Source organism: Pseudarthrobacter quantipunctorum (genome assembly GCF_045291495.1).
In the GTDB taxonomy this organism is placed as follows: Bacteria; Actinomycetota; Actinomycetes; order Actinomycetales; family Micrococcaceae; genus Arthrobacter; species Arthrobacter quantipunctorum.
Genome location: NZ_CP148033.1, coordinates 1,162,978 through 1,186,644 on the forward strand (window position 1 = coordinate 1,162,978; position 23,667 = coordinate 1,186,644).

The 23,667-nt window shown below is 67.5% G+C and carries 23 protein-coding genes; 14 read left to right on the top strand and 9 right to left on the bottom strand.

The features are described from left to right. The first annotated feature begins 87 nt into the window (after positions 1 to 87). The 3 genes from mgrA (at position 88) to WHH00_RS05375 (ending at position 3,150) form a co-directional block, all read left to right on the top strand. Entirely contained in the window at positions 88 to 1,128 is a 1,041-nt protein-coding gene (gene mgrA / locus WHH00_RS05365) for an L-glyceraldehyde 3-phosphate reductase (RefSeq protein ID WP_406637148.1), read from the top strand. 164 nt (positions 1,129 to 1,292) lie between these two features. Beyond that, positions 1,293 to 2,378, top strand: a complete 1,086-nt coding sequence (locus WHH00_RS05370) for an inositol-3-phosphate synthase (RefSeq protein WP_231454729.1) — start codon at positions 1,293 to 1,295, stop codon at positions 2,376 to 2,378. Between the two features lie 253 nt (positions 2,379 to 2,631). Continuing rightward, on the top strand, positions 2,632 to 3,150 hold the full coding sequence (locus WHH00_RS05375; RefSeq protein WP_406637150.1) for a hypothetical protein: 519 nt from the start codon (positions 2,632 to 2,634) through the stop codon (positions 3,148 to 3,150). 96 nt (positions 3,151 to 3,246) lie between these two features. On the opposite strand, the gene WHH00_RS05380 is transcribed toward WHH00_RS05375, so the two are convergent. From WHH00_RS05380 to WHH00_RS05395, 4 genes are all read right to left on the bottom strand, one after another. Continuing rightward, positions 3,247 to 3,438, bottom strand: a complete 192-nt coding sequence (locus WHH00_RS05380; RefSeq protein ID WP_406637152.1) for a hypothetical protein — start codon at positions 3,436 to 3,438, stop codon at positions 3,247 to 3,249. 299 nt (positions 3,439 to 3,737) lie between these two features. Continuing rightward, on the bottom strand, positions 3,738 to 5,414 hold the full coding sequence (locus WHH00_RS05385) for a formate--tetrahydrofolate ligase (protein WP_406637154.1): 1,677 nt from the start codon (positions 5,412 to 5,414) through the stop codon (positions 3,738 to 3,740). Positions 5,415 to 5,456: 42 nt separating this feature from the next. Next, positions 5,457 to 6,722: a D-inositol-3-phosphate glycosyltransferase gene (gene mshA, locus WHH00_RS05390; RefSeq protein WP_231454724.1), complete on the bottom strand. Its 1,266-nt coding sequence runs from the start codon at positions 6,720 to 6,722 to the stop codon at positions 5,457 to 5,459. A gap of 75 nt (positions 6,723 to 6,797) precedes the next feature. Next, entirely contained in the window at positions 6,798 to 8,216 is a 1,419-nt protein-coding gene (locus WHH00_RS05395) for a 6-phospho-beta-glucosidase (RefSeq protein ID WP_406637156.1), read from the bottom strand. 69 nt (positions 8,217 to 8,285) lie between these two features. Here WHH00_RS05395 and WHH00_RS05400 point away from each other — a divergent pair, with 69 nt between their 5' ends. From WHH00_RS05400 to tsaD, 6 genes are read left to right on the top strand one after another with little or no spacing between them, the layout of a single operon-like run. Continuing rightward, positions 8,286 to 9,377 (top strand): carbohydrate kinase family protein, encoded by a 1,092-nt coding sequence (locus WHH00_RS05400; protein ID WP_406637158.1) that lies wholly within the window; start codon positions 8,286 to 8,288, stop codon positions 9,375 to 9,377. Between the two features lie 40 nt (positions 9,378 to 9,417). Continuing rightward, positions 9,418 to 10,638 (top strand): alanine racemase, encoded by a 1,221-nt coding sequence (gene alr / locus WHH00_RS05405; RefSeq protein WP_406637160.1) that lies wholly within the window; start codon positions 9,418 to 9,420, stop codon positions 10,636 to 10,638. After that, positions 10,635 to 11,216, top strand: coding sequence for a tRNA (adenosine(37)-N6)-threonylcarbamoyltransferase complex ATPase subunit type 1 TsaE (tsaE, locus tag WHH00_RS05410; protein WP_406637162.1), 582 nt, complete (start codon positions 10,635 to 10,637; stop codon positions 11,214 to 11,216). Before alr ends, tsaE begins: the two co-directional genes overlap by 4 nt. Further along, a complete protein-coding gene (gene tsaB, locus WHH00_RS05415; RefSeq protein WP_400513896.1) occupies positions 11,216 to 11,887 on the top strand; it encodes a tRNA (adenosine(37)-N6)-threonylcarbamoyltransferase complex dimerization subunit type 1 TsaB in 672 nt (223 codons plus the stop codon). The genes tsaE and tsaB overlap by 1 nt, the downstream gene beginning before the upstream one ends. A 44-nt stretch (positions 11,888 to 11,931) precedes the next feature. After that, positions 11,932 to 12,411, top strand: a complete 480-nt coding sequence (rimI, locus tag WHH00_RS05420) for a ribosomal protein S18-alanine N-acetyltransferase (RefSeq protein WP_406638501.1) — start codon at positions 11,932 to 11,934, stop codon at positions 12,409 to 12,411. Continuing rightward, positions 12,408 to 13,499 carry a tRNA (adenosine(37)-N6)-threonylcarbamoyltransferase complex transferase subunit TsaD gene (gene tsaD, locus WHH00_RS05425; RefSeq protein WP_406637164.1) on the top strand — a complete coding sequence of 364 codons (1,092 nt, stop codon included), beginning with the start codon at positions 12,408 to 12,410 and terminating at the stop codon, positions 13,497 to 13,499. The genes rimI and tsaD overlap by 4 nt, the downstream gene beginning before the upstream one ends. A 124-nt stretch (positions 13,500 to 13,623) precedes the next feature. On the opposite strand, the gene WHH00_RS05430 is transcribed toward tsaD, so the two are convergent. Next, positions 13,624 to 14,775, bottom strand: coding sequence for a glutamate--cysteine ligase (locus tag WHH00_RS05430; RefSeq protein WP_231454717.1), 1,152 nt, complete (start codon positions 14,773 to 14,775; stop codon positions 13,624 to 13,626). 383 nt (positions 14,776 to 15,158) lie between these two features. On the opposite strand from WHH00_RS05430, the gene WHH00_RS05435 reads away from it, so the two are divergent. Together WHH00_RS05435 and WHH00_RS05440 are read left to right on the top strand one after the other, a co-directional pair. Continuing rightward, entirely contained in the window at positions 15,159 to 16,595 is a 1,437-nt protein-coding gene (locus WHH00_RS05435; protein WP_406638503.1) for a glycoside hydrolase family 3 N-terminal domain-containing protein, read from the top strand. A gap of 86 nt (positions 16,596 to 16,681) precedes the next feature. Further along, on the top strand, positions 16,682 to 17,512 hold the full coding sequence (locus WHH00_RS05440; RefSeq protein ID WP_406637166.1) for a shikimate 5-dehydrogenase: 831 nt from the start codon (positions 16,682 to 16,684) through the stop codon (positions 17,510 to 17,512). 2 nt (positions 17,513 to 17,514) lie between these two features. On the opposite strand, the gene WHH00_RS05445 is transcribed toward WHH00_RS05440, so the two are convergent. Continuing rightward, a complete protein-coding gene (locus WHH00_RS05445) occupies positions 17,515 to 18,747 on the bottom strand; it encodes a THUMP-like domain-containing protein (protein ID WP_406637168.1) in 1,233 nt (410 codons plus the stop codon). Between the two features lie 54 nt (positions 18,748 to 18,801). Between WHH00_RS05445 and WHH00_RS05450 the strand changes: the two genes are divergently transcribed. Beyond that, positions 18,802 to 19,179, top strand: coding sequence for a hypothetical protein (locus tag WHH00_RS05450; RefSeq protein ID WP_231457673.1), 378 nt, complete (start codon positions 18,802 to 18,804; stop codon positions 19,177 to 19,179). Here the strand turns inward: WHH00_RS05450 and WHH00_RS05455 are convergent. Next, positions 19,101 to 20,039, bottom strand: coding sequence for a DMT family transporter (locus WHH00_RS05455; RefSeq protein WP_231457674.1), 939 nt, complete (start codon positions 20,037 to 20,039; stop codon positions 19,101 to 19,103). The two genes, WHH00_RS05450 and WHH00_RS05455, sit on opposite strands and share 79 nt — an antisense overlap. Before the next feature lie 227 nt (positions 20,040 to 20,266). On the opposite strand from WHH00_RS05455, the gene groES reads away from it, so the two are divergent. Further along, complete coding sequence (gene groES, locus WHH00_RS05460; protein WP_003805290.1) at positions 20,267 to 20,560, top strand: co-chaperone GroES; 294 nt, start codon at positions 20,267 to 20,269, stop codon at positions 20,558 to 20,560. Between the two features lie 77 nt (positions 20,561 to 20,637). Next, entirely contained in the window at positions 20,638 to 22,248 is a 1,611-nt protein-coding gene (gene groL / locus WHH00_RS05465; RefSeq protein ID WP_231457675.1) for a chaperonin GroEL, read from the top strand. A gap of 142 nt (positions 22,249 to 22,390) precedes the next feature. Here groL and WHH00_RS05470 read toward each other — a convergent pair whose 3' ends face one another. Together WHH00_RS05470 and WHH00_RS05475 are read right to left on the bottom strand one after the other, a co-directional pair. Further along, positions 22,391 to 22,990: a dihydrofolate reductase family protein gene (locus WHH00_RS05470; protein ID WP_406637172.1), complete on the bottom strand. Its 600-nt coding sequence runs from the start codon at positions 22,988 to 22,990 to the stop codon at positions 22,391 to 22,393. Then, positions 22,990 to 23,601: a dihydrofolate reductase family protein gene (locus WHH00_RS05475; protein WP_406637174.1), complete on the bottom strand. Its 612-nt coding sequence runs from the start codon at positions 23,599 to 23,601 to the stop codon at positions 22,990 to 22,992. The genes WHH00_RS05470 and WHH00_RS05475 overlap by 1 nt, the downstream gene beginning before the upstream one ends. Positions 23,602 to 23,667: the final 66 nt, after the last annotated feature.

The following is a 23,667-nucleotide window of genomic DNA, read 5'->3' on the forward strand; positions in this document are numbered from 1 at the left end:
GCGTTACGCCGCGGGCTGGTGTCAGCCCGCGGCGTAACTTTCCCGCCTTGGCCTGTTGGGCGGGTCACAGCTGGCAGGATGGAATACATGACTTATTCCGCGGCGGAAGACCGCTACGAATCCATGCCCTACCGCCGCGTCGGCCGCAGCGGACTCAAACTGCCCGCCATCTCGCTTGGCCTGTGGCACAACTTCGGCGATGACAAGCGCTTCGACGAGCAGCGGGCCATCCTGCGCCGCGCATTCGACCTGGGCGTCAACCACTTTGACCTCGCCAACAACTACGGCCCGCCGGACGGATCAGCCGAAACGAACTTCGGCCGGCACCTCCAGGACGACTTCAGGCCCTACCGGGACGAACTCGTCATCTCCACCAAGGCCGGCTACTACATGTGGCCCGGCCCGTACGGTGAGTGGGGCTCCCGCAAATACCTGATCTCCAGCCTGGACCAGTCGCTGCAGCGCATGGGCCTGGACTACGTGGACATCTTCTACAGCCACCGGCCGGACCCGGAAACGCCAATGGAAGAGACCATGGGTGCGCTGAATTATGCCGTCCGTTCAGGCAAGGCCCTGTACGCAGGCATCTCCTCCTACACCCCCGAGCAGACCCTCGAGGCAGCACGCATCCTGAAGGACCTCGGGACGCCGCTGCTCATCCACCAGCCCAGCTACTCGATGCTCAACCGGTGGACCGAGAACGCTTCGCCCAACCTCTACGAAGCGCTGGACCAGGTGGGTGCAGGCTCCATCGCCTTCTCACCCCTCGCCCAGGGCATGCTCACCGACCGGTACCTGAACGGCATCCCCGCAGATTCCCGGGCAGCCAAGGACCGTTTCCTCTCCGAGAACGCCATCACCGAGGAGAAGCTGGACCGCATCCGGGGGCTCAACAGGATCGCCGAAGGGCGCGGACAGTCCCTCGCCCAGATGGCGGTCGCCTGGATCCTGCGTGACCAGCCCAAGGGTTCGCCTGTCACCTCAGCCCTGGTGGGCGCCTCAAGTGTGCGCCAGTTGGAGGACACGCTGTCCGCCATCAACAACCTCGCGTTCACCGCCGACGAACTGAACGCCATCGACGAGTTCGCGGTGGAGTCGGACATCAACCTGTGGAAGCAGCCGGCCTGATTCCGTTACGGTGATTCCGCAGAGTGGGACCGGGGAACAACCCCGGGTCCCACTCTGTTGGTTACTATGAAAAGGCGCCGTTTTGGCGCAGAGCCTGCCGCACCGCCGTCGTCCCCTCCCGGACGCGGCACCGGCGGGCTGACGTTTGTCCTCAAAGGAGTTCCGTGTCTTCTCATCCGATTCGTGTTGCAATCGTCGGCGTAGGAAACTGTGCCGCTTCGCTGGTCCAGGGCGTCCACTACTACAAGGATGCCGACCCCAAGGCCACGATCCCGGGCCTGATGCACGTTGAGTTCGGCCAGTACCATGTGGGTGACGTTGAGTTCGTCGCCGCGTTTGACGTTGATGGCAAAAAGGTCGGCGTTGACCTTGCAGATGCCATCCTGGCGAGCGAAAACAACACCATCAAGATCGCCGACGTGCCGCCCACCGGCGTCACCGTCCAGCGCGGGCACACCCTCGACGGCCTCGGCAAGTACTACCTCGAGACCATCGAGCAGTCCACCGAAGAGCCGGTGGACGTTGTGCAGGCGCTCAAGGACGCCAAGGTTGACGTGATGGTCTGCTACCTGCCCGTTGGATCCCAGGCAGCAGCCGAGTTCTACGCCCAGGCCGCGATTGACGCCGGCGTGGCCTTCGTGAACGCCCTGCCCGTCTTCATCGCCGGCACCAAGGAGTGGGCTGACAAGTTCACCGCCGCCGGCGTCCCGATCGTGGGCGACGATATCAAGAGCCAGATCGGCGCCACCATCACGCACCGCGTCATGGCCAAGCTCTTCGAGGACCGCGGCGTCACCCTGGACCGCACGTACCAGCTGAACGTCGGCGGCAACATGGACTTCAAGAACATGCTGGAGCGCGACCGCCTGGAGTCCAAGAAGATCTCCAAGACCCAGGCCGTCACCTCCAACGTGGAAGCCGAACTGGCCGCCAAGGACGTCCACATCGGCCCGTCCGACTACGTCCAGTGGCTGGATGACCGAAAGTGGGCCTTTGTCCGCCTCGAAGGCCGCAACTTCGGCGACGCCCCTGTGTCGCTTGAGTACAAGCTGGAAGTCTGGGATTCCCCCAACTCCGCCGGCGTGATCATCGATGCCATCCGTGCCGCCAAAATCGGCCTCGACCGCGGCATCGGCGGCCCGCTGCTCTCCGCCTCGAGCTACTTCATGAAGTCCCCGCCGGAGCAGTTCAACGACGACCTCGCCCGCGAAAAGGTGGAAGCCTTCATCCGCGGCGACCTCGAGCGCTAACCCTCCCGTCCAGCCTGCCCCCACCCTGAAACCCTCTCGCACTTAACGCCGGTTTCCGGACGATCCTCTCTCAATTGATGTGGGTTTCCACGCGACGCTCTCTCACCGTTGAACTGCTTCCCGGAAGTCGGAACTGAATTTCTCAGTCCAACATCCGGGGAGCAGTCCACCTCGGTGGGGGAGCGTTTGCGTTGGGTGGGCAGGCCGGGCGCTACACTGAGCCGACCGGAATGGCGCTGACGGGGGGAGCAGCATGAAGGGGTGGCACAAGGGCGTCATCGCCGCGGCCTGTGTCCTTGGCATCCCCTCCGCCGGGATAGCCGCGCTACTTGCGGAGGACTACAACAAGAGCGCCGCCGCGGTCCCGCGCGTCAGGGCGGCAGCCGACCAGTTCGTGGTGAGTGACGGATGGACGCTGACGACAGAGAACATCAAGGGGCCGGGAGCCTATTGCGTCGCCGTCCGTTGTCCGGGCATCCAAAGGATCTGGGAGCGTTACGATGCTCCGAAGGCTGCGGATGTTGTTCGCATGATCACGGAGTCCGGCTATCTTTTGAAGTTCCCGGTATGCCTCGATCTTTCCATCGACGAACAGAGCCCGGTCGAGAAAGGCGTTAGCAGCTTCGGATGCCAGACCATACCTGTCGGCGACTTCCGCACTCAGGTGTCCGTCTATATCAGCCGGGACTGGAACGCGCCGCCTGGCTCCGGCCAGCCGGAGTATGTATATCAGCTGATTCTCTTGGTGAGCAGGACCAGTTCCACCGACTGACCGGCGGGGCCCAGTTGTGGCGGCTGCCCGAAGCCTTCTCTCCCTTCCCGCAGGTTTGCGCAACGCCTGCGCACCTTGATCGCGAGCGTGACACGTTCAAGCGCCATGCTCGTAGCGGCGGATGGCGTGGCTGGCCTGGGCGAGTGCCAGTAGTTTGAGTAGAAGCTGGCTGTGCATATGCAGGCCGACGGCGGCAGTGAGTATGAGCGTGTCGGTGCTTTCCGGAGCGGTCGTTGCGGCAATGTCGAGACCGGCAACGTCGTCCATCGCCTTGCTGTACGTCTCCATAACGGTCGAGGAGGCCTTCGGGGCGGGTTGACGCGGACCGCTGTTACCGCTAAAGCCGCTGCCCCACGAGACACTGACCCACGGGAAGTGCAAGAGGATCGCCGGAAAGCGCGCATCGAGTGAGAGGGCGTCGGCGGAAAGCCGACATCGAGTGAGAGAGCGTCTGCAAAAAGCGCGCATCGAGTGAGAGGGCGTCGGCGGAAAGCCGACATCGAGTGAGAGAGCGTCTGCAAAAAGCGCGCATCGAGTGAGAGAGCGTCGCCGGAAAGCCGACATCAAGTGAGAGAGGGTCGCAGGGGTCAGGCGAGGCCCACCGGGTTGCCGTCGCCGTCCACGTCCATGCGCATCGCCGCCGGGGCTACGGGCAGTCCGGGCATGGTCATCACCGCACCGGTCAGCGCCACGATGAAGCCCGCGCCGGTCTTGGGCAGCAGGTCGCGCACGTGGATGGTGAATCCCTTCGGGGCGCCCAGCCGGGAGGCGTCATCCGTGAACGAGTACTGGGTCTTGGCCATGCACACCGGGAGGCCGCCCCAGCCGTTCCGCTCGATGTCGGCCAGCCTTTTCAGGGCCGGCACCGAGAAATCCACCCCGTCCGCCCCGTAGATTTCCTGGGCGATGGTCCGGATCTTGTCCTCCACCGGCAGCCCCAGCGCGTACAGGTGACGGAAGTTGTTTGGCCCGGCCACCGTCTTGGCCACGAGGGCCGCAAGTTCATCCCCGCCGTCACCACCGCCGCCGCGTCCCCACACGTCGGCGACGGCGGCCGGGACTCCCTCTGCCGCGCACCATGCCAGCAGCCAGTCGAGTTCCTCGGCGGAATCGGAGGAGAACCTGTTAATGGCCACCACGGGCGGCACCCCGAACTTTTCCACGTTCCGGACGTGCCGGTGCAGGTTGGCCACCCCTGCCTCGAGGGCAGCGATGTTCGGTTCGGTGAGCTGGTTCTTTGCTACCCCGCCCTGCATCTTGAGGGCCCGCACCGTTGCCACCACCACCACCGCCGAGGGCGCCAGGCCGCCGGTCCGCGCTTTGATGTCCATAAATTTTTCCGCGCCCAGGTCGGCGCCGAAGCCCGCCTCCGTCACAACAATGTCCGCCAGCCGCCGTGCCGTCTGGGTGGCAATCAGCGAATTGCAGCCGTGGGCGATGTTGGCGAAAGGTCCGCCGTGGACCAGGGCAGGAGTGCCGGCGATGGTCTGCACCAGGTTGGGCTTGACGGCCTCCTTCAGCAGCAGCGTCAGCGCCCCCTGCACACCAAGATCGGCCACGGTCACCGGCGAGCGGTCAAAGGTGTAGCCGAACGTGATCCGGCCCAGCCGGGAGCGAAGGTCCGCCAGGTCGGTGGCAAGGCAGAAGACCGCCATGATCTCGGACGCCACGGTGATGTCGAACCCGTCCTGGCGCGGGACGCCCTGGGTGGGCCCGCCCAACCCGATGACCACTTCGCGCAGGGCGCGGTCGTTCATGTCCAGGACCCGCTTGAACGTCATGCGCCGGGGGTCGATATTGAGCTGGTTGCCGTGGTAGATGTGGTTGTCCACCAGGGCCATGAGCGCATTGTTGGCGGCCGTGATGGCATGGAAGTCGCCGGTGAAGTGGAGGTTGATCTCGTCCATGGGCAGCACCTGGGAGTAGCCGCCGCCGGTGGCGCCGCCCTTCATGCCCAGGACCGGGCCCAGCGAGGGCTCGCGCAGGGCGATCATCACCTTGTGGCCCGCCCGTGCCAGCGAATCGGCGAGGCCCACGGTGGTGGTGGACTTCCCCTCGCCTGCCGGTGTGGGGGACATCGCCGAGACCAGCACCACCTTCCCGGCCGGCGCCGGCGCGTCAAGCCGCGCTGGATCAATCTTGGCTTTGTACCGCCCGTAATGCTCCAGCGCCTCCGCATTGATGCCTGCGGCCGCCGCAATGTCCTCGATGGGCCGGATCCGGGCTGCTCTGGCAATGTCGAGGTCACTGGGGGTGGAAGACATCGTTGTCCTTTGTTTGGGAGTGAGTTTCCGTGGGGGGGTCAGTCAGGACGCGGGAAAGGCTTGCACCAGCCGGCCACCCACGTAGTTGTCGACGGCGGCATGGTAGCTTTCGAGCGTAATGGCGGCCGTGCGGGCCCACCCTGAGTTCTGGGCCCTGATGGCAGCGGCCCGGCCCATGTCCTCGCGGGTGGCGGGATCGTCATAGAGGGCCTCGAGGGCGTCGGCCCAGTCGGCGGCATGGTGGCCGTCCACCAGCAGGCCGGTCCGGCCGTGGAAGATGGCCCGCGACAGCCCGCCAACCCGTGTGGCCACCACGGGCGTGCCGCAGGCCTGCGCTTCGAGTGCCACCAGCCCGAAGGATTCGCTGAAGGAGGGCATGACCACCACGTCCGCGGCCCGGAACCAGGCGGCCAGCTCAGGTGCCTTCACCGGGGGAAGCTGCGTGACGACGTCGTCCATGTCCGCCTCCGAAACCAGCCGCCGGAGGTTGAACTCCTTGTTGCCGCTTAAGGACCCCAGGATGGTGACCCGGAGGTCGATGTCCGGGCGGCGCTTCCGCAGCAGCGCGGCGGCCTTGACCAGGACCTGGGGTCCCTTCAGCCGCTGGATGCGCCCGGCGAAGACCAGGTGGAACGTCCCGGGGCTGATGCCCCGCTCGGTCCTGGACCGCGCCCGGAAGGCAGGCGTGAAGGTGCCCAGGTCCACTCCGGGCGGGGCAATGTCGATCCGGTCGTAGGTGGCGCCGTAGTGCGAGACAAGTTCGGCAGCCTCGGCACTGGTGTTGGCGATGAGCCGGGCAGCACCGTCCACGATGTGGTGCTCGCCCAGTTCACGCCGCCGCGGCTCGGGCTGCTCACCTGATTCCAGCAGCAGGTTCTTGACCTTGGCCATGGTGTGCATGGTGTGCACCAGCGGGACACCCCAAAGCTCGGACAGCTCCAGGCCCGCAATCCCGGAGACCCAGTAGTGGGAATGGATTACGTCGTAGCGCCCGTGCGGCTGCCGGCGGCGGATCTGTTCGATCTCGGCCACCATGCTGTGCAGCAGGCCCGGCAGCTCTTCCTTGGGGATCTTCTTCAGCGGCCCGGCCAGGACGTTGTGTACGCAGACGCCGGGATCGGGGTGCTCGACGGCAGGCTGGTTGGCCGAGGTGGAGCGGGTGAAGATTTCCACCTCGACACCGGCTTCAGCCAGCGCTGAGGCCAGTTCGCGGATGTACACGTTCATCCCGCCGGCGTCCCCGGACCCGGGCTGCTCCATGGGCGAGGTGTGGAGGGAGAGCAAAGCAACCCTGCGGATCAGTGCCACGGGACCTCCTTCCGGCTACCGGCGTGTACGGGCAGCGCCGGTAGAGTGCGCATCCGATAAAACACTACTCCTCCCTCACGGTTCAGCCGGGCCCCACAGGTCCCGCAGCGCGGGGAACTCCCGTTCGTAGCCCTCCAGCAAGGCCTGGGCCAGCTCCTCCGAGGCCACCAGCGGGTGCCCGGCGAACGCCGCGAGGGCGGCATCGCGGTCACCTTCGACGGCGGCCCGCACGGTGAGCCGCTCCACCTCCTTGACCTGCCGGAGCAGCCCCAGCTGCGGTTCCGGGGGAGCCTGCTGGGGCAGCGGAAGCGCGCCGTCGGCCGTCACCGTGCAGGGAACTTCGACGACGGCGTCCGCAGGCAGTCCCGGAATGGCCGGTTCAGGCGCGGTCGGCCGGGCCCTGGTTGGGCCGGGCGCGGCGTCCGCCCCGGGTGCGGGGGAGTTGCGGGTGTTCAGGATCAGCTGTGTGTCGCCGGCCCCCGACAGGGCACGCATGGCGGCGAGGGCCACCCGCTCGTAGCCTCCGCCGGCCAGATCGGCCTCGTCCCGTTCCTCGCCCTGGGTGCGGGCTTCGGCCAGGTAGCCCTCCTCGCGGGACCGGCGCGCTTCTTCCCAGAGCCGGAACGCACCGGCACCGGCGGCGGCCAGCCGCGGGTACAGCTCTTCCTGCTGGCTGTGGATGGTTTCGCCGCGGGTCCGGGCCATGGCGCGCATAGCCTCGCGGGCGGCGTCCTGCCGGTAGTAGTAATAGAGGTATTCGTTCGGCAGGGCGCCAAGGCCGGCCAGGAACGGCTGGGGGAAGATCCGGCCCTCCTCGAACGAGGCCAGGGCCACCGGGTCCGCCAGCAGCCGCGCCAGCAGGTCCCGCCCTCCGGACTCCAGCCGGTAGAGCCAGCCCAGATGGTTCAGGCCGTAGTAGCCCACGCCGTCGAGCCTTCCCTCCGGCAGCGGCACACCTGCCGCCCGCGCCGCCCGCTGCACCAGGCCGCCCGCCGAGTCGCAGATCCCCAGGACCTTCCTGCCCAGCACGGGCAGCAGCGCCTCGGTGACCATGCCGGCGGGGTTGGTGAAGTTGATCAGCCAGGCGTCCGGGCAGTGCTCCTTCATCAGCCGTGCCAGGTTGAGCATGTGCGGGATGGTCCGCAGGGCGTAGGAAATTCCTCCGGCGCCGGTTGTTTCCTGTCCCAGCAGGCCGAGTTCCTGCGCCACTTTTTCGTCCGCCACACGTCCCGCCGTGCCCCCGGGCCGGATGGCCGCGAACACCATCCCGGCACCCGCCAACGCCTGCGGCAGGTCTGTGGTGGCGTTGACCGGGACCCGGGCGCCGGGACCGGCCGGCATGCTGTGCAGGACGGCGGTGACAGCCTTCAGCCGGGCGGGGTCGACGTCGTGCAGCACCAGCCCGGTGACCAGCCCCGCGAAGCGGCCGGAGACCAGCGCCCGGTATATCAGCGGCACCCGGAAACCCCCGCCGCCGGCAATCAAAAGCCGCATAACCAGCAGTCTAGGCCCGTGCCCGGCAAGCCCCTACCGGATGTCGGCGGCAGGGCGTAGTGTGCGGACATGGACGCGATCCCAGCCCGCCCTTTCGACCCCCTGGCGGCGGTCCGGCCGCACTCCGCTCCCGGGTTTGACCTGCTGCTGGCCGGAACGGTTTTCCAGGACATCATTTTCACCGGCCTCCCGCATGCTCCCGAGCCAGGCACCGAAATCTGGAGCGACGGGATGGGCAGCTGCCCAGGCGGCGTAGCCAACCAGGCCATCGCGGCGGCACGGCTCGGGCTGCGGACCGGGCTGGCCGCGGCGTTTGGCGACGACGGCTACGGGGATTTCAACTGGAAAATCCTGTCCGGCCAGGAGCACGTGGATCTTACGCTGTCGCAAAAAGTGCCCGGCTGGCACTCGCCCGTCACCGTCTCGCTCTGCGTGGAGAAGGACCGCTCCATGGTCACGCACGGGCACGCGGCGCCCGTCACTTCTTCGGAACTCATTGGGGAACCGCCGGCCGCGCTCGCCGGCATCGCGGAAGTAGGCACCGAGATTGAGCCCTGGGCCAAGGCCGCCCACCAGGCCGGGGTCAAGCTGTTCGGCGACGTCGGCTGGGACCCCAGCGGCGAATGGGCGCCCGTCCGGCTGGACAACCTGCAGTACTTCCACGCGTTCCTGCCCAACCAGCGCGAGGCCATGGCGTTCACCGGGAAGGACGATCCCTGGGCTGCGCTGTATGCGCTCGCGGACCGGGTTCCGGTGGCCGTGGTGACGCTCGGCGCGCAGGGGGCCATGGCGGTGGACTCCGAAACGGGGGAGGAAGAGTGGGTGCCGTCGCTTCCGGTCAAGGCCTACGACCCCACCGGGGCGGGCGACTGTTTCGACGCCGCGTTCATCGTTGGCAGCCTGGCCGGCTGGCCGCTGGGGGACAGGCTGCGGTTCGCCAACCTCTGCGCGTCGCTGGCGGTGCAGGAAGTGGGTGGATCCCTGGCGGCCCCCGGCTGGGGGGACATTGCCGACTGGTGGAAGCGCGCCAATGCACGGCCGGAGCGGCAAATGAGCCAGTGGCTGCGCCGGTTCGGCTTCCTGGCCGACATCATCCAGGACGTCCCGCTCGCCGCCCAGCGCAGGGCCGCAGCCACCATCGCCCACCTCTCCGACGCCTGACGATTATTCGGCCCGAAGCGCCCGCACTAGAATCACTAGGGTGACTTACCCCGCAACAACCGGCGAATTCAGTGCTGCCCCGGGACACGGCTCCCGTTATGAACGGTCCGCCGTGATCGACCTCGACGCCATCAGGCACAACGTCCGCCGCCTTGCCGATGCTGCGTCCCCGGCGAAAGTCATGGCCGTGGTCAAGGCCGATGCGTACGGGCACGGCGCCGTCCCGGTGGCGCGGGCGGCCCTGGAGGCGGGGGCGTCCTGGCTGGGCGTGGCCCACATCTCTGAGGCCCTGGCGCTGCGGGCCGCCGGCATTGATGCGCCGCTGCTCGCCTGGCTGCACACCACGGAAAGCAACTTTGGCGCTGCCGTGGCTGCCGGCGTCGACATTGGCTGCTCCGGCTGGGAACTGGACCGCATAGTGGCCGCAGCCCGGGAACAGGAGCGGCCGGCCCGCATCCACCTGAAAGTGGACACCGGGCTGGGACGCAACGGAGCCGCCGTGGACAGCTGGGACCAGCTGGTGGGCGAGGCAATGGATTACCAGGACCAGGGCCTGCTGCGCGTGGTGGGTATCTTCTCCCACCTGGCCGTCGCTGACGAGCCGGAGCGCCCCGAGACAGACCAGCAGCTGGCCACGTTCCGGGAAGTCCTGGCCGTGGCGGAGGACGCCGGCGTGGACCCAGAGGTCCGCCATTTGGCCAACACCCCGGCAACCTTGTCCCGGCCCGACACCCACTTCGACCTGGTCCGCGTGGGCCTGGGCATCTACGGGCTGTCCCCGTTCGCCGGCCAGAGTTCCGCCGAACTGGGGCTCCGCCCCGCCATGACGCTGCGGACCCTCGTATCCCAGTGCAAGGAAGTGCCGGACGGGCAGGGCGTCTCCTATGGCCTGCACTACCGCACCCAGGGAGACAGCACGCTGGGCCTGATCCCGGTGGGTTACGCGGACGGGGTTCCCCGGAGCGCCACCGGGGGGCCCGTGCGGGTGGCCGGCAGGACCTACCCCGTGGTGGGCCGCATTGCCATGGACCAGATGGTCGTCGACCTCGGCCGCGCCGGACTGGCGGGGGCGGATCTGCTGGGTGCCGAGGCGGAGCTGTTCGGGGACGGAGCCGACGGCGGCCCCACCGCCGATGACTGGGCGCGTGCCGCCGGAACCATCAACTACGAGATTGTCACCCGGATCAGCCCCAGGGTGCCGCGGCGCTTCATCAACGAAAAGGACCGGAGCCCCAAGGCCAGTCAGGAGAAGCTTTCGTGACCACCAACGGCGGGGCTCCGCAGCCCAATTGGGAAACGGTATTAACAGCGACGACGGCGGAGCAGACCCATGCGCTCGCCTTCCGTCTCGCGGCGGTCCTGCAGGCCGGGGACCTGCTGGTGCTCAGCGGTGAGCTGGGTGCCGGGAAAACCACGTTCACCCAGGGCCTGGGGGAAGGCCTGGGCGTCCGGGAGGGCATCATTTCCCCCACGTTCGTCCTGGTCCGCATTCATCCCAACCTGCCGCACGGGCCGCGGCCCGGCGGCCCGGACCTGGTGCACGTGGACGCCTACCGGCTGGACTCAGCCGCGGAGATTGACGACATCGACCTGGAAAACACCATGGACTCCTCCGTGACGGTAGTGGAGTGGGGCCGGGACCGGGTGGAACACCTCAGCGAGAGCAGGCTGGAAATCGATTTGCACCGGGCGGTTGGACTCGACGACGGGCAGCCTTCCGCCAGCCTGGACTTCGACACCGAGGATGCGGACGAGCCCCGCACTATCGTGATGCGCGGGTACGGCCCGCGGTGGCCCGAAGCCCCGGAACTTGGTGCAGCCATGGAAGGGGCCCGCTGATGCTGATCCTGGCCATCGACACCTCCGCCGTCGCCAGCGCCGCCCTGGTTTCGGATGCCGTGCCGGAAAGCGTGCTCGCCAGCTTCTCCACCGAGGACACCCGGAGCCATGCCGAGGTGCTTGCCCCGGGGATCGAGGAGATGCTCGCAGACGCAGGCGTGACCGGGAAGGACATCGACGCCCTGGTGGTGGGGGTGGGTCCCGGGCCGTTCACCGGACTGCGGTCCGGAATCGCCACCGCACGGACCCTGGCTTTCGTCTGGAGCAAACCGTTGTACGGACTGGTCAGCCTGGACGCCATGGCCCTGGAAGTGGCGGAATCCGACGCGGCCGTCCCCGAGTTCCTGGTGGCCACGGACGCGCGGCGCAAAGAGGTCTACTGGGCGCGTTACAGCCTGGCCGAAGGCAGGCTTCCCGTCCTTGAGGACGGCCCGCATGTCAGCTTCGCCGCCGACCTGCCGGACCTGCCCGCCTTCGGTGCCGGCGCCGGCCTTTACGCGGATGCGCTGAACGCCCATCCCGACTTCGCGCAGGAACAGCCGGATGCTTTGTACCTGGGCCAGTTCGCGCTGGCGCGGCTCGCGGCAGGAAACGGACTTCTCGACTCGACGCCTCTGTACCTCCGGGAGTCCGACGCGCAGGTCCCCGGACCACGGAAGAGGGCGCTGTGAAGCACGCACCCGGCCGCCCCGGCGCGGAGGTGACTGTCCGGGACATGACGCTGGACGATGTCCCCGCGGTCAGCGCTCTGGAACAGCGGCTCTTCCCGGTGGATGCCTGGCCGTTGCAGATGTTCCTCGACGAACTCTCCCAGCCGGAAACCCGGCGCTACCTTGTGGCGCAAGGCAGCGACGGCATCGTGGGCTATGCCGGCCTGATGTGCATCGAGCCCATCGCGGACGTCCAGACCATCGCCGTCGTGCCTGAATATGAGGGCCGCGGCATCGGCACCACGCTGCTCACCGCCCTCATCGATGAGGCCCGGCGCAGGCGGGCGGCGGACGTGCTTCTGGAGGTCCGAGCGGACAACCCGCGGGCGCAGCAGCTGTACGTACGGTTCGGTTTTGCGCAGATCCACGTCCGCCCCCGGTACTACCGCGACGGCGTCGACGCCCTGATCATGCGCCTTCAGCTCGCCGGTGCACCCGGCGAAGGAACGGCACACGGAACAACCTCGGAAGGACCCCGGTCATGAACCGCTCGCAGCCGCTGGTGCTGGGCATTGAGTCGTCCTGCGACGAAACGGGCGTGGGCGTGGTCCGCGGAACCACGCTGCTGACCAACACCGTGTCCTCCTCCATGGACGAGCACGTCCGGTTCGGCGGCGTCATCCCCGAGATCGCCTCCCGCGCCCACCTGGACGCCTTTGTTCCCACCCTGGAGCAGGCGCTCGCCGACGCCGGCGTGGCCCTCGAGGATGTCGACGCGATCGCAGTCACCTCGGGGCCCGGCCTGGCCGGAGCCCTCATGGTGGGGGTCTGCGCCGCCAAGGCCCTGGCCGTGGCCACGGGCAAGCCGCTGTACGCCATCAACCACCTCGTGGCCCACGTCGGGGTGGGGTTGCTGGACGACCGTACAAGCGGCCGGAAACAGGAGTTGCCGGAGAACCTCGGCGCCCTGCTGGTCTCCGGCGGCCACACCGAAATCCTGCGGATCAACAGCATCACCGACGACGTGGAGCTCCTGGGTTCCACGATCGACGACGCCGCCGGCGAAGCCTACGACAAGGTGGCCCGCATCCTGGGCCTCGGCTATCCGGGAGGTCCGGCCATCGACAAGGTGGCCCGCACGGGCAACCCGAAGTCCATCCGCTTCCCCCGGGGACTCAGCCAGCCCAAGTACATGGGCACCGCCGAGGAACCGGGCAGGCACAGGTACGACTGGTCCTTCAGCGGCCTCAAGACAGCGGTGGCCCGGTGCGTGGAGCAGTTCGAGGCACGCGGGGAGGAGATTCCGGTGGCTGACATCGCAGCGGCCTTCCAGGAAGCCGTGGTGGACATCATCTCCTCCAAAGCCGTGCTGGCCTGCCGGGAACACGGCATCAAGGACGTACTCCTGGGCGGCGGGGTGGCGGCAAATTCACGCCTCCGCGAGCTGACCGGCCAGCGCTGCGCCTCAGCCGGGATCAGGCTGCACGTGCCGCCGCTGGACCTGTGCACCGACAACGGCGCCATGGTGGCTGCCCTGGGCGCCCAGCTGGTGATGGCCGGAGTGGAACCCAGCGGCATCCGCTTCGCCCCGGACTCGTCCATGCCGGTCACGTCGGTCTCGCTGCCCGCCTGAGGAAGGCCGGACCCCCGGACACCCGGTGAACCGTCGCGGGGCACTGTGGGGGCCTCGCCGTCGTACATCACGACGGCGGCGGGCGTGTCCCGTGTCGAAGTGCCCCGTTTCCGGGCGGGCCGGGTCAGGCGGTGGGGCCGTTGCGCATCTGCTTGACCAGGTCCAGCACCACGGCCTGGAGGTCGCCGCCGTGTTCGGCTGCGACCCGGCGCTGGCGCTGGTAGCCGGCACCGCGGCGGATGATCTTCTCGACGTCGGCAAGCTCGTCCGTGCAGCGCAGCTTGGCGGCCACGGGCTCGAGCCGGTTGAGGGTTTCCAGCAGGTGCTCGGTGACCAGCTGCTCCTTGCCCGCGGCGTCCAGGATGATGATGGCGTCCATGCCGTAGCGGGCAGCACGCCACTTGTTTTCCTGGACATGCCAGGGCGGCATGGTGGGGATGGTCCCGCCGTTGTCCAGGGTGGTGGAGAACTCGTCCACCAGGCACTGGGTGAGGGCTGCGATGGCGCCCACTTCCTCCAGGGTGGCCAGGCCGTCGCAGATCCGCATCTCGATGGTGCCGAGGTTCGGCACCGGCCTGATGTCCCAGCGGATCTCGGAGAGGGTGTCGATCACGCCGGTGGTGAACATGTCCTGCACATAGGACTCGTATTCCTCCCAGGTGTGGAACTGGAAGGGCAGGCCGGCGGTGGGGAGCTGCTGGAACATCAGGGCACGCTGGGACGCGTAGCCGGTGTCCTCGCCGCCCCAGAACGGGCTGGATGCTGACAGCGCTTGGAAGTGCGGGAAGTAGTTGACCAGCCCGTCCAGCACGGGCAGCACCTTGTCCCTGCGGTCCAGCCCCACGTGGACGTGCACGCCGTAGATGACCATCTGCCGGCCCCACCACTGGGTGCGGTCAATGAGTTTCGCGTAGCGTGCCTTGTCCGTGACCGGCTGCAGCTGCGGAGGGCTGAACGGGTGGCTTCCGGCGCAAAACAGTTCAACGCCCATGGGATCGGTGATCTCGCGTACGGCGGTCAGCGAACGGCTGAGGTCTTCCTTGGCCTCGGCCGCGGTTTCGCAAATACCGGTCACCAGTTCCACGGTGTTCAGCAGGAGTTCCTGCTTGATGTGCGGATGCTCGTCGTCTTCGTTCAGTTCGGGGTGGCGGGAAGCGACGCCGCGGAGGACCTCGTTGGCCACGGATGCGAGTTCGCCCGTCCGGCCGTCCACCAGCGCGAGTTCCCATTCAACACCAAGGGTTGACTGCCTTGATGTAGCGAAGTCGATCTTCACGCATGTCCTAACTGTCCTGTTTGCCGCTGGCTCACGCCGTCACTGACAGGCTGCTGCCGGCAGGCGAACGGGTGGTTCAAGTCTAGTGCAGGGGTAGCATCGTATTGATGGCCTTGTTCCGACCCCTGCGTGACAGTCTTCACAAATCCCTTCCCTTCCTCGCGGCAGCCTCTGCCGCCCTGGCCTTGGCGTCCTGCACCGCAGCGCCGGGCCCTGTCCCGTCGTCGGCCCCGTCCACCCTGCCCGCCCCCTCTGCCAGTGCCACGCCAAGCACGACGACGGCGCCCGCCACGCCCTCCCCGTCACCTGATCCCGGTACCCGGCCGCTGGGCTGGGGGCCCGAACAGCGCGACCAGGACGCGGCAGCCGCGGTGGTGGCGGCGATGAGCACCGAGGAAAAGGCCGGGCAGGTCCTCCTGCCGTTCTTCAAGGGCAAGGAGGTGGAGGCCCACTCAGCCCTCATCGAGAGGCTGCACCTTGCCGGGTCCATCATCATGGGCGACAACGTTCCCCTTGACCCGCAGGGCAGGATGGACGTACCGGGTATGGCTGCCATCAACCAGCGCTTGGCGGCCTCAGCCGGAGGACGGCCGTGGCCCGGGATCATCGCCGTGGACCAGGAGGGCGGCCAGGTTGCCCGGCTGGGCGTGCCCCTGACCGAATGGCCCACTCCCATGAGCTACGGCGCCGCCGGCAGCGTGCCGCTGGCCAGGGAAGCGGGGCAGGGCCTTGCCTCGGAACTGGTGCCGCTCGGGTTCAACCTCGATTTCGCCCCCGGCACGGACGTCACCATCGGGCCCGGCGATCCCACCATTGGCGCCCGGTCCATGTCCGCGGACCCTGATGCTGCCGCCTCGCTCGGCGTCGCCTTCTCGCAGGGGATGCTCGCCGCCGGAGTACTGCCGGCCGTGAAGCACTTCCCGGGGCACGGCTCCGTGACGGTCGATTCCCACCACAGCCTCCCCACACAGCCCTCAACGATCGCGGAGCTCAGCGGCCGCGACTGGAAGCCCTTCAAGGCCGCCATCGACGCCGGATCGCCGATGGTGATGACCGGGCACATTGCGGTCCCGGCGCTGGAACCCGGCGTCCCGGCGTCGCTCTCCGGCCCTGCCTACGCGGCGCTGCGTGGACTCGGCTTCAAGGGAGTGGCGGTGACGGATGCCCTGAACATGGGCGCCGTGACAAAGCAGTACCCGGGCGGCACCGCCGCAGTGATGGCGCTCGCTGCCGGCGCGGACCTCCTGCTGATGCCAGCCGACGTGGCGCAGGCACACGCGGCCATTGTCCAGGCCGTGGCCTCCGGCGCCCTGCCCCCGGAGCGGCTGGACGAGGCAGCCCGCCGGGTGGCCACCATGATGGCCTGGCACGGCCGGACAGCCACTGCAGCCACGGCAGCCGGCGCACCGGCGGGAAGCGGCGGAGCCCTGTCCGGCCACGTCTCCGCGTCAGCTGTCACCGTGCTCTCCGGGCCCTGCAGCGGCCCTCTGGTTCCCTCTGCGGTGCGGGTGGACGGCGGCTCGCCGGCGGACAGGGCACGCTTCGAGGCAGCCGCGGCCAGGGCCGGACTGGCCCTCGGCTCCGGACCCCTGGTCAGCCTCATCGGCTACGGCGGCCGCGGCGCGGGAGGGGACATTGCCGTGACCCTGGACGCCCCCTGGCCGCTGCGGGACTCAACCGCGCCGGTGAAGGTGGCCCTCTACGGCCGGAGCGACGGCGCCTTCGACGCCCTCGCCGCCGTGCTGGCCGGGAAGGCGGGCGCACCGGGAAAGCTGCCGGCCGCCGTCGGAAACTTCCCGGCGGGAACCGGCTGCCCCTGACCCCAACCAGGTAGCAGCAGATGTCCTTTTGGGGCCCGATACCGACATCTGCTGCTACCTACTTGCGTGTCCCGTTTAATGGGCAGGTGCCTATTCTCAATAAAGACATGACCCTCTGCATCTCGCTCTCGGCCCGGCCCAGCAACAACGGGACCCGCTTCCACAACCACCTGTACGAGCAGCTGGACCTCAACTGGATCTACAAGGCCTTTGCCCCCACGAACCTGGAACAGGCCATTGCGGGCGTCCGCGGCCTGGGCATCCGCGGCTGCGCCATCTCCATGCCGTACAAGGAGGACGTGATTGCGCTGGTGGACGAGATGGACCCCTCGGCCAAGGCCATCGACTCCGTCAACACCATCGTGAACACGGACGGGCGCTTGAAGGCGTACAACACCGACTACACCGCCATCGAGCAGCTCCTGGCCACCAACAAGGTGCCCACCAGCTATTCGGTCCTGGTCCAGGGAGCGGGCGGCATGGCCAAGGCCACCGTCGCGGCGCTCCGCGATGCCGGCTTCACGGATGTCACGGTCATCGCCCGGAACGAAACGACCGGCCGCGCGCTGGCGGAGCAGTACGGGTTCCGGTGGCAGGCAGCGCTCGACGGCGGGACGGCGGACTTGATCATTAACGTCACGCCCATCGGTATGGCAGGAGGGATGGCAGGAGGGGCGGAAGCCGACGCCCTCGCCTTCCCCCAGGAAACCATTGACGCCGCCCAGGTGGTTTTCGACGTCGTGGCGCTGCCGGCCGAAACCCCGCTGATCAAGGCCGCCCGGGCCGCGGGAAAGCCGGTCATCACCGGGGCGGAGGTGGCCACCATCCAGGCCCTTGAACAGTTTGTGCTTTACACCGGCGTGCGCCCCACCGTGGAACAGGTCCGCGCTGCCGAGGAGTTCATGCGCGCACAGTAGCCTTACTGGACGGGCTCCACCACGATGGCCACCCGGTCCTCCCCAATACGGGTCAGGACGAGGGTGGCTGTTTTGGTTCCGGCTTTCTTACCGGAGTTCTTACCACTTGGGAGGAGCTGCTTGCGGAGTTCCTCGGGCGTGACGGCCGTGCCGCGCTTCTTGATGTCCAGCACGCCGATGCCGTTGTCCTTCACCCAGGCCTTGAGCGCTTTGACGTTGTAGGGCATCACGTCCAGGACCTTGTAGGCGCGCGCGAAGGGTGTGTCCACCAGTTCCGGCGCGCACACGTAGGCGATGTGTTCATCCACCAGGTGTCCGCCGAGCTGCAGCGCGACGTCGGCCACCAGCCCGGCGCGGATCACCGCGCCGTCGGGTTCGTACAGGTAGCCCTCCACCGGGCCCACCGGAGCCGTGGGGCCGGCGCCGAAGTCTTCTCCGCTTGTCAGCTCAGCCGCGCCCTGGGCACCGAGCACCAGCGCGGCCCGGCGGACACCGGGGCGCCGCACTGCGTTGAACCACAGCGCCACCTCCGTCACATCCCCGGCCACGGAGACCCACTGCGCTTCGCAGCCGGCGGGAACGGAATCGTGAGGCATGCCCGGCCCCATTTTGACCCCCATGGCCAGGCCGGAGGCCGCAAGCTTCTCAACGAAGGACAGGGGCGGGGAAAAGGCCTCCGGGTCCCAGATCCGCTTGGTGCCCGACGTGGAGGTGACTCGGCGCGCCGGATCCAGCCAGACGCCGTCGATCCCGTCCAGCGGCACTGCCGTGGCGTCCGCATGGACCACGGTGGCGTTGGGGAACGGGATCAGGTTCACTGTGGCGCACGCGGCAGTGGTCTCATCCATCTCCACGGCGGTGACGGTGATGTCCATGGAGGCCAGTGCCAGGGAGTCGGCGGCCAGCCCGCAGCCAAGGTCGGCAACGTGCCGGATTCCGGCCTCCGCGAACCGCTGGGCGTGGCGTGCTGCAACGTTGAGCCGGGTTGCCTGTTCCAGGCCGGCCTGGGTGAACAGCATGCTCCGGGCAAACTCGCCGAATTTGGCCGCCGCCTTGGTGCGGAGCCTGGACTGGGTCAGGACGGCGGAGACCAGTTCGGGGGAGTGGCCGGCCTTGCGGAGGGCTGAGTTCAGCTCGAAGGACTTCTCCTCCTGGTAGGGGCCCAGGGATGCCAGAAGCTCCCAGCCTTCAGGGGTGAGCAGTGGTGCAATCTGGTCCTGGGGAGCTTGAGCCATGGGTTCCAGCCTAGTGGAGGAGCGGCATGCCGGAGGGCCGATAGTGTTGAAGCCATGAAAGACAGTGCAGGTTCCCCGCAGTCGAGTCAGCACCACCCCGGGGGCCTGGCGCGGTTCGCCCGCCCGGCACTGATCGCCAGCGCCGTAGTGGCCGTGGTGTGCATCGCGCTGCTGGTGATCATCTTCTTCCTGGACGCTTTTAACGCCACCGTGTATTCGGTGGGCGGCAACAGTATCCAGGACGACACCCAGGAGGCGCAGGACATCCGCGGGCTGTACGCCGGAGCCCGCGCGGGAAGCATCTTCTTCCTGGTTGCCTCGCTCATGGTGGCCGCGGCCGCCGCGGTGCTGCTTTACCGCGGACGAAACTCAGCGGGCGAGGACGAGGGCGACGGCGGGGAGGACGTCGACTTCGAGGACCTGGGCCGCTGAGGTGCTTTTCCTCCGGCACTGGTCAGGAGGACTCCTGAAATGACCAGGAGGCCGCCCAGGACCTGGGGGACCGTGACAGGCTGGCCGAGCGCAACCGTGATGACCGCGGTGAAAACGGCAATGAGGTTGAGGTAGTTTCCGGCATTCGCCGCAGTGGTGCGTTTAAGCGCCAGGTTCCAGAGCAGGTAGGAACCCAGCGAGGGGAACAGGACGATGTAGGCCAGGGACCAGCCTTCCGGGGCCGTGGCCGGCAACCCCGCCCCCGTGGCCACGGCAAAGGGAACCAGGACAACCGCCGCCATGGCCACCTGCACCGCGGTGGACGTGATCGGAGGGACGGACAGCCTGCGGGCGGTAATCGTGTAGAAGCCCCACACGGTGATCGCCGCGACGATCAGCAGTTCGCCGGCATCGATCGAAAAGGTCAGCAGCCGCTCCAGCTCGCCGCCGGTGAGGACCAAAAGGACTCCGCACAGGCCCAGCACAATCCCCGCCCAGCCCAGTGGGCGCGGCCTGTCCCGGAGCAGGACCACGGCCAGGACCATGATCAGGGCCGGGTTTGCGGCGGTTACAAGGGAAGCGTTCAGGGCCGAGGTGTGCCCCAAGGCGCTGTAAAGCAGCAGGGTGTAGGCGCTCATCCCCAGGCAGCTCAGGAGCAGGAGCGCCGGCCAGTGGCGCAGGACAGCGCGCCAGTCCGGCTTTTCAGCCAGCTGCGCCAGGACCAGCAGCGGCACGGCGGCCAGGGCCCACCGCCAGAACGTCAGCTGAAGCGGCTCCATGGTCTTCATGGCAGCCTGGCCTACAACGAAGTTGCCCGCCCAAAAGAGAGTGGCAAGAGTCAGGAAAACAGCGGCTCGCACCCGGCCAATCTACACGCCGGCTCGTTCCGCCCATGACGAAACTCTGGCACTCGCCTTGACCGAGTGCTAACCCTTGCATACAGTCTGTATTAGCACTCTCCCTAGGAGGGTGCTAATACATGAAGAGCTGCCAGCCAGGCTGCTGCCGGCACCGCGACGACGGTTTGCCAGCCACGGCGGAAAGCTTTCCAGTCCACGAATTTGCTGACGAAGAAGGAGAGGTCCGAGTGTCGGTCTCTATTAAGCCTCTTGAGGATCGTATTGTTGTCCGCCCGCTCGAAGCCGAGCAGACCACGGCTTCCGGCCTGGTGATCCCGGACTCCGCACAGGAGAAGCCGCAGGAAGGCGAAGTTGTTGCAGTTGGCCCCGGCCGCTTTGAAGACGGCAACCGCGTTCCCGTCGACGTAGCCGTCGGTGACGTCGTCATCTACTCCAAGTACGGCGGAACCGAAGTCAAGACCGGCGGCACCGAGTACCTCGTGCTCTCCGCCCGCGACGTCCTGGCGATCGTCGTAAAGTAACTCTCCGGATCCCCGTGCCGCTGGTCATGCTCTCTGCTGGTCAGCTGCGCGGGGTTCTGTCTTGAAAGGACAAAACCATGGCAAAGCAGCTTGCGTTTAACGACGCTGCCCGCCGGTCTCTTGAAGCCGGCATCGATAAGCTCGCCAACACCGTCAAGGTGACGCTCGGCCCCCGCGGCCGCAACGTCGTCCTGGACAAGAAGTGGGGCGCTCCCACCATCACGAACGACGGCGTCACCATCGCCCGCGAAGTGGAACTGGACGACCCCTACGAGAACCTTGGCGCGCAGCTGGCCAAGGAAGTAGCCACCAAGACCAACGATGTTGCCGGTGACGGCACCACCACGGCAACCGTCCTGGCGCAGGCGCTGGTCAAGGAAGGCCTGCGCAACGTAGCGGCAGGTGCCGCCCCCGGCCAGATCAAGCGCGGCATCGAGGTTTCCGTTGAAGCCGTCGCCGCACGTCTGCTCGAGAACGCCCGCCCCGTTGAAGGCACCCAGGTGGCCAACGTTGCAGCGATCTCCGCCCAGAGCGACGAGGTTGGCGAACTCCTTGCCGAGGCATTCGGCAAGGTTGGCAAGGATGGTGTGATCACCATCGAGGAATCCTCCACCACGCAGACCGAACTGGTCCTGACCGAGGGCATGCAGTTCGACAAGGGCTACCTGTCCCCGTACTTCGTCACCGACGCGGAACGCCAGGAAGCAGTCCTCGAGGACGCCCTCATCCTGATCAACCAGGGCAAGATCTCCAGCATCCAGGAATTCCTGCCGCTGCTGGAGAAGGCGCTGCAGAGCTCCAAGCCGCTCTTCATCATCGCCGAAGACGTTGACGGCGAGGCCCTGTCCACGCTGATCGTCAACCGCATCCGCGGCACCCTGAACGTTGTCGCCGTCAAGGCTCCGGGCTTCGGCGACCGCCGCAAGGCCATGCTGCAGGACATCGCCACCCTCACCGGTGCACAGGTTGTTTCCCCGGAACTGGGCCTGAGCCTGGACTCCGTGGGCCTGGAGGTGCTGGGTACCGCCCGCCGCATCACGGTCACCAAGGACAACACCACCATCGTTGACGGCGCAGGTACGGCCGAAGACGTGGCAGCACGCGTAGCCCAGCTCCGCGCCGAGCTGACCCGCACCGATTCCGACTGGGACCGTGAAAAGCTCCAGGAGCGCCTGGCCAAGCTGGCCGGCGGCATCGGTGTCATCAAGGTTGGCGCTGCCACCGAGGTTGAGCTCAAGGAAAAGAAGCACCGCATCGAGGACGCTGTGTCCTCCACCCGCGCTGCCCTTGAAGAAGGCATCGTTGCCGGTGGCGGTTCGGCACTGATCCACGCCCTGAAGGCACTGGATGAGGACCCCGCCGTCAAGGCACTCGAAGGCGACGCCGCCGCTGCTGTGGGCATCGTCCGCCGCGCCCTGGTCCAGCCGCTGCGCTGGATCGCCCAGAACGCGGGCTTCGACGGCTACGTTGTGACGTCCAAGGTTGCCGACCTGGAAACCAACAACGGCTTCAACGCCAAGTCGGGCGAGTACGAGGACCTGATCGCTGCCGGCGTGATCGACCCCGTCAAGGTCACCCGTGCGGCCCTCCGCAACGCGGCCTCCATCGCTGCCCTGGTTCTCACCACCGAAACCCTCGTGGTGGAGAAGCCTGCAGAAGAAGACGAGCACGCAGGCCACAGCCACTAGTCCCCACCGGCTCCCAAGTCTCGCTTCGCTCGACTTGGGTCCCTCGCCGGCGTGGGCCCACCCGCAGGCTGTGCAAACAAGAAACCGGTCCAGCATCCGCTGGGCCGGTTTTTTGGTGCGGGAAACGCGCAGGAGTAGTCGGTTACTTTTTCACGGCGTAACGGACGTGGGTGGCGAACGGTGAACTGACAGCCTTCAGGATCTCAAGGTCGATGTCATGCTCGAAGCCGTCGAACAGGCGCTTGCCGGCGCCCAGGACCACCGGTGCCGTTGACAGCGCCAGTTCGTCCACCAGCCCGGCGGCCAGTGCCTGCCGGATCACGTCAGCGCCGCCGCCGATCGACACGTCCAGGCCGCCGGCCGCTTTGGTGGCCTGCGCCAGGGCTTCCTCGAGCCCGGACACGAACGTGAATCCGGACGCAGCCGCGGGCTGGTCCTCTACACGGTGGGTGAGCACGATCAGCGGCCCGGGGAACGGGTTGGTACCTCCCCACGCTCCCGCCGCGTCATACATCCCGCGCCCTACGATCCCCGCACCCAGCCCCGCAACGAGCTCCTCGTAGAATTCCTTGTCCGGGCCGTGCATGGCAAAGTCGTGGCCGCCGTCGTAAGTCCATGGGCCGCCCATCACCCAGTAGTGCAGCCGTTCTCCACCCCGACCCAGGCCGTACCCGGGACCGTCGTCGGGGCCGGTGATGTACCCGTCAACCGACGTTGTGATTGCTGCGATGACCTTGGCCATCACGTGCCCTGCGTGGCCGGCATGTCCTGCGTCTCCACAGCGCCCGCACGCTCGTAAGCCAGCGACACCGCCCCCTTCGGGAAGGTGCGCGCCGGCTCCGCGAGGCGGTAGGTGGCGGGAACGGTCCCGGCGTCGAAGAGGCGCTTGCCCTGGCCCAAAGTAACGGGATAGAGCCAGAGGTGGAGACGGTCAAGCACTTCTGCCGCCAGCAGTGAACGGATCAGGACGCCGCTACCGAACATGTGGACCTGCCCGTACTCTTCACGGAGCCGGCCCGCGGCCGTGGCATTGGGCAGGACTGTGGTTCCCGCCCAACTGGGATCGGACAGGGTGCTGGAGACAACGAACTTTGGCACCCGGTTGAGCGCGGCGCCAATGTCGCCTGACTGGTGGGGCCAGTAGGCCGCGAAGATGTCGTAGGTCCTGCGGCCCAGAAGCAGGGCGTCCATGCTGCTGATGCCGGCCTCGATGGCCGCTTCAGCCTCGTCGTCGGACACGGGAGCCTGCCAGCCCCCGAAGGCAAAGCCGCCCTCGGTGTCCTCTTCGCGGCCGCCGGGCGCCTGGTACACGCCGTCGAGGGTGATGAACAGGTTCGCGACGATGATTCCCATGCGTCCAGTCTGGAACGGCCGTCCCGAGCTGTCCATAGTGGACGGGGTGGGCGTGGCAGACTGATG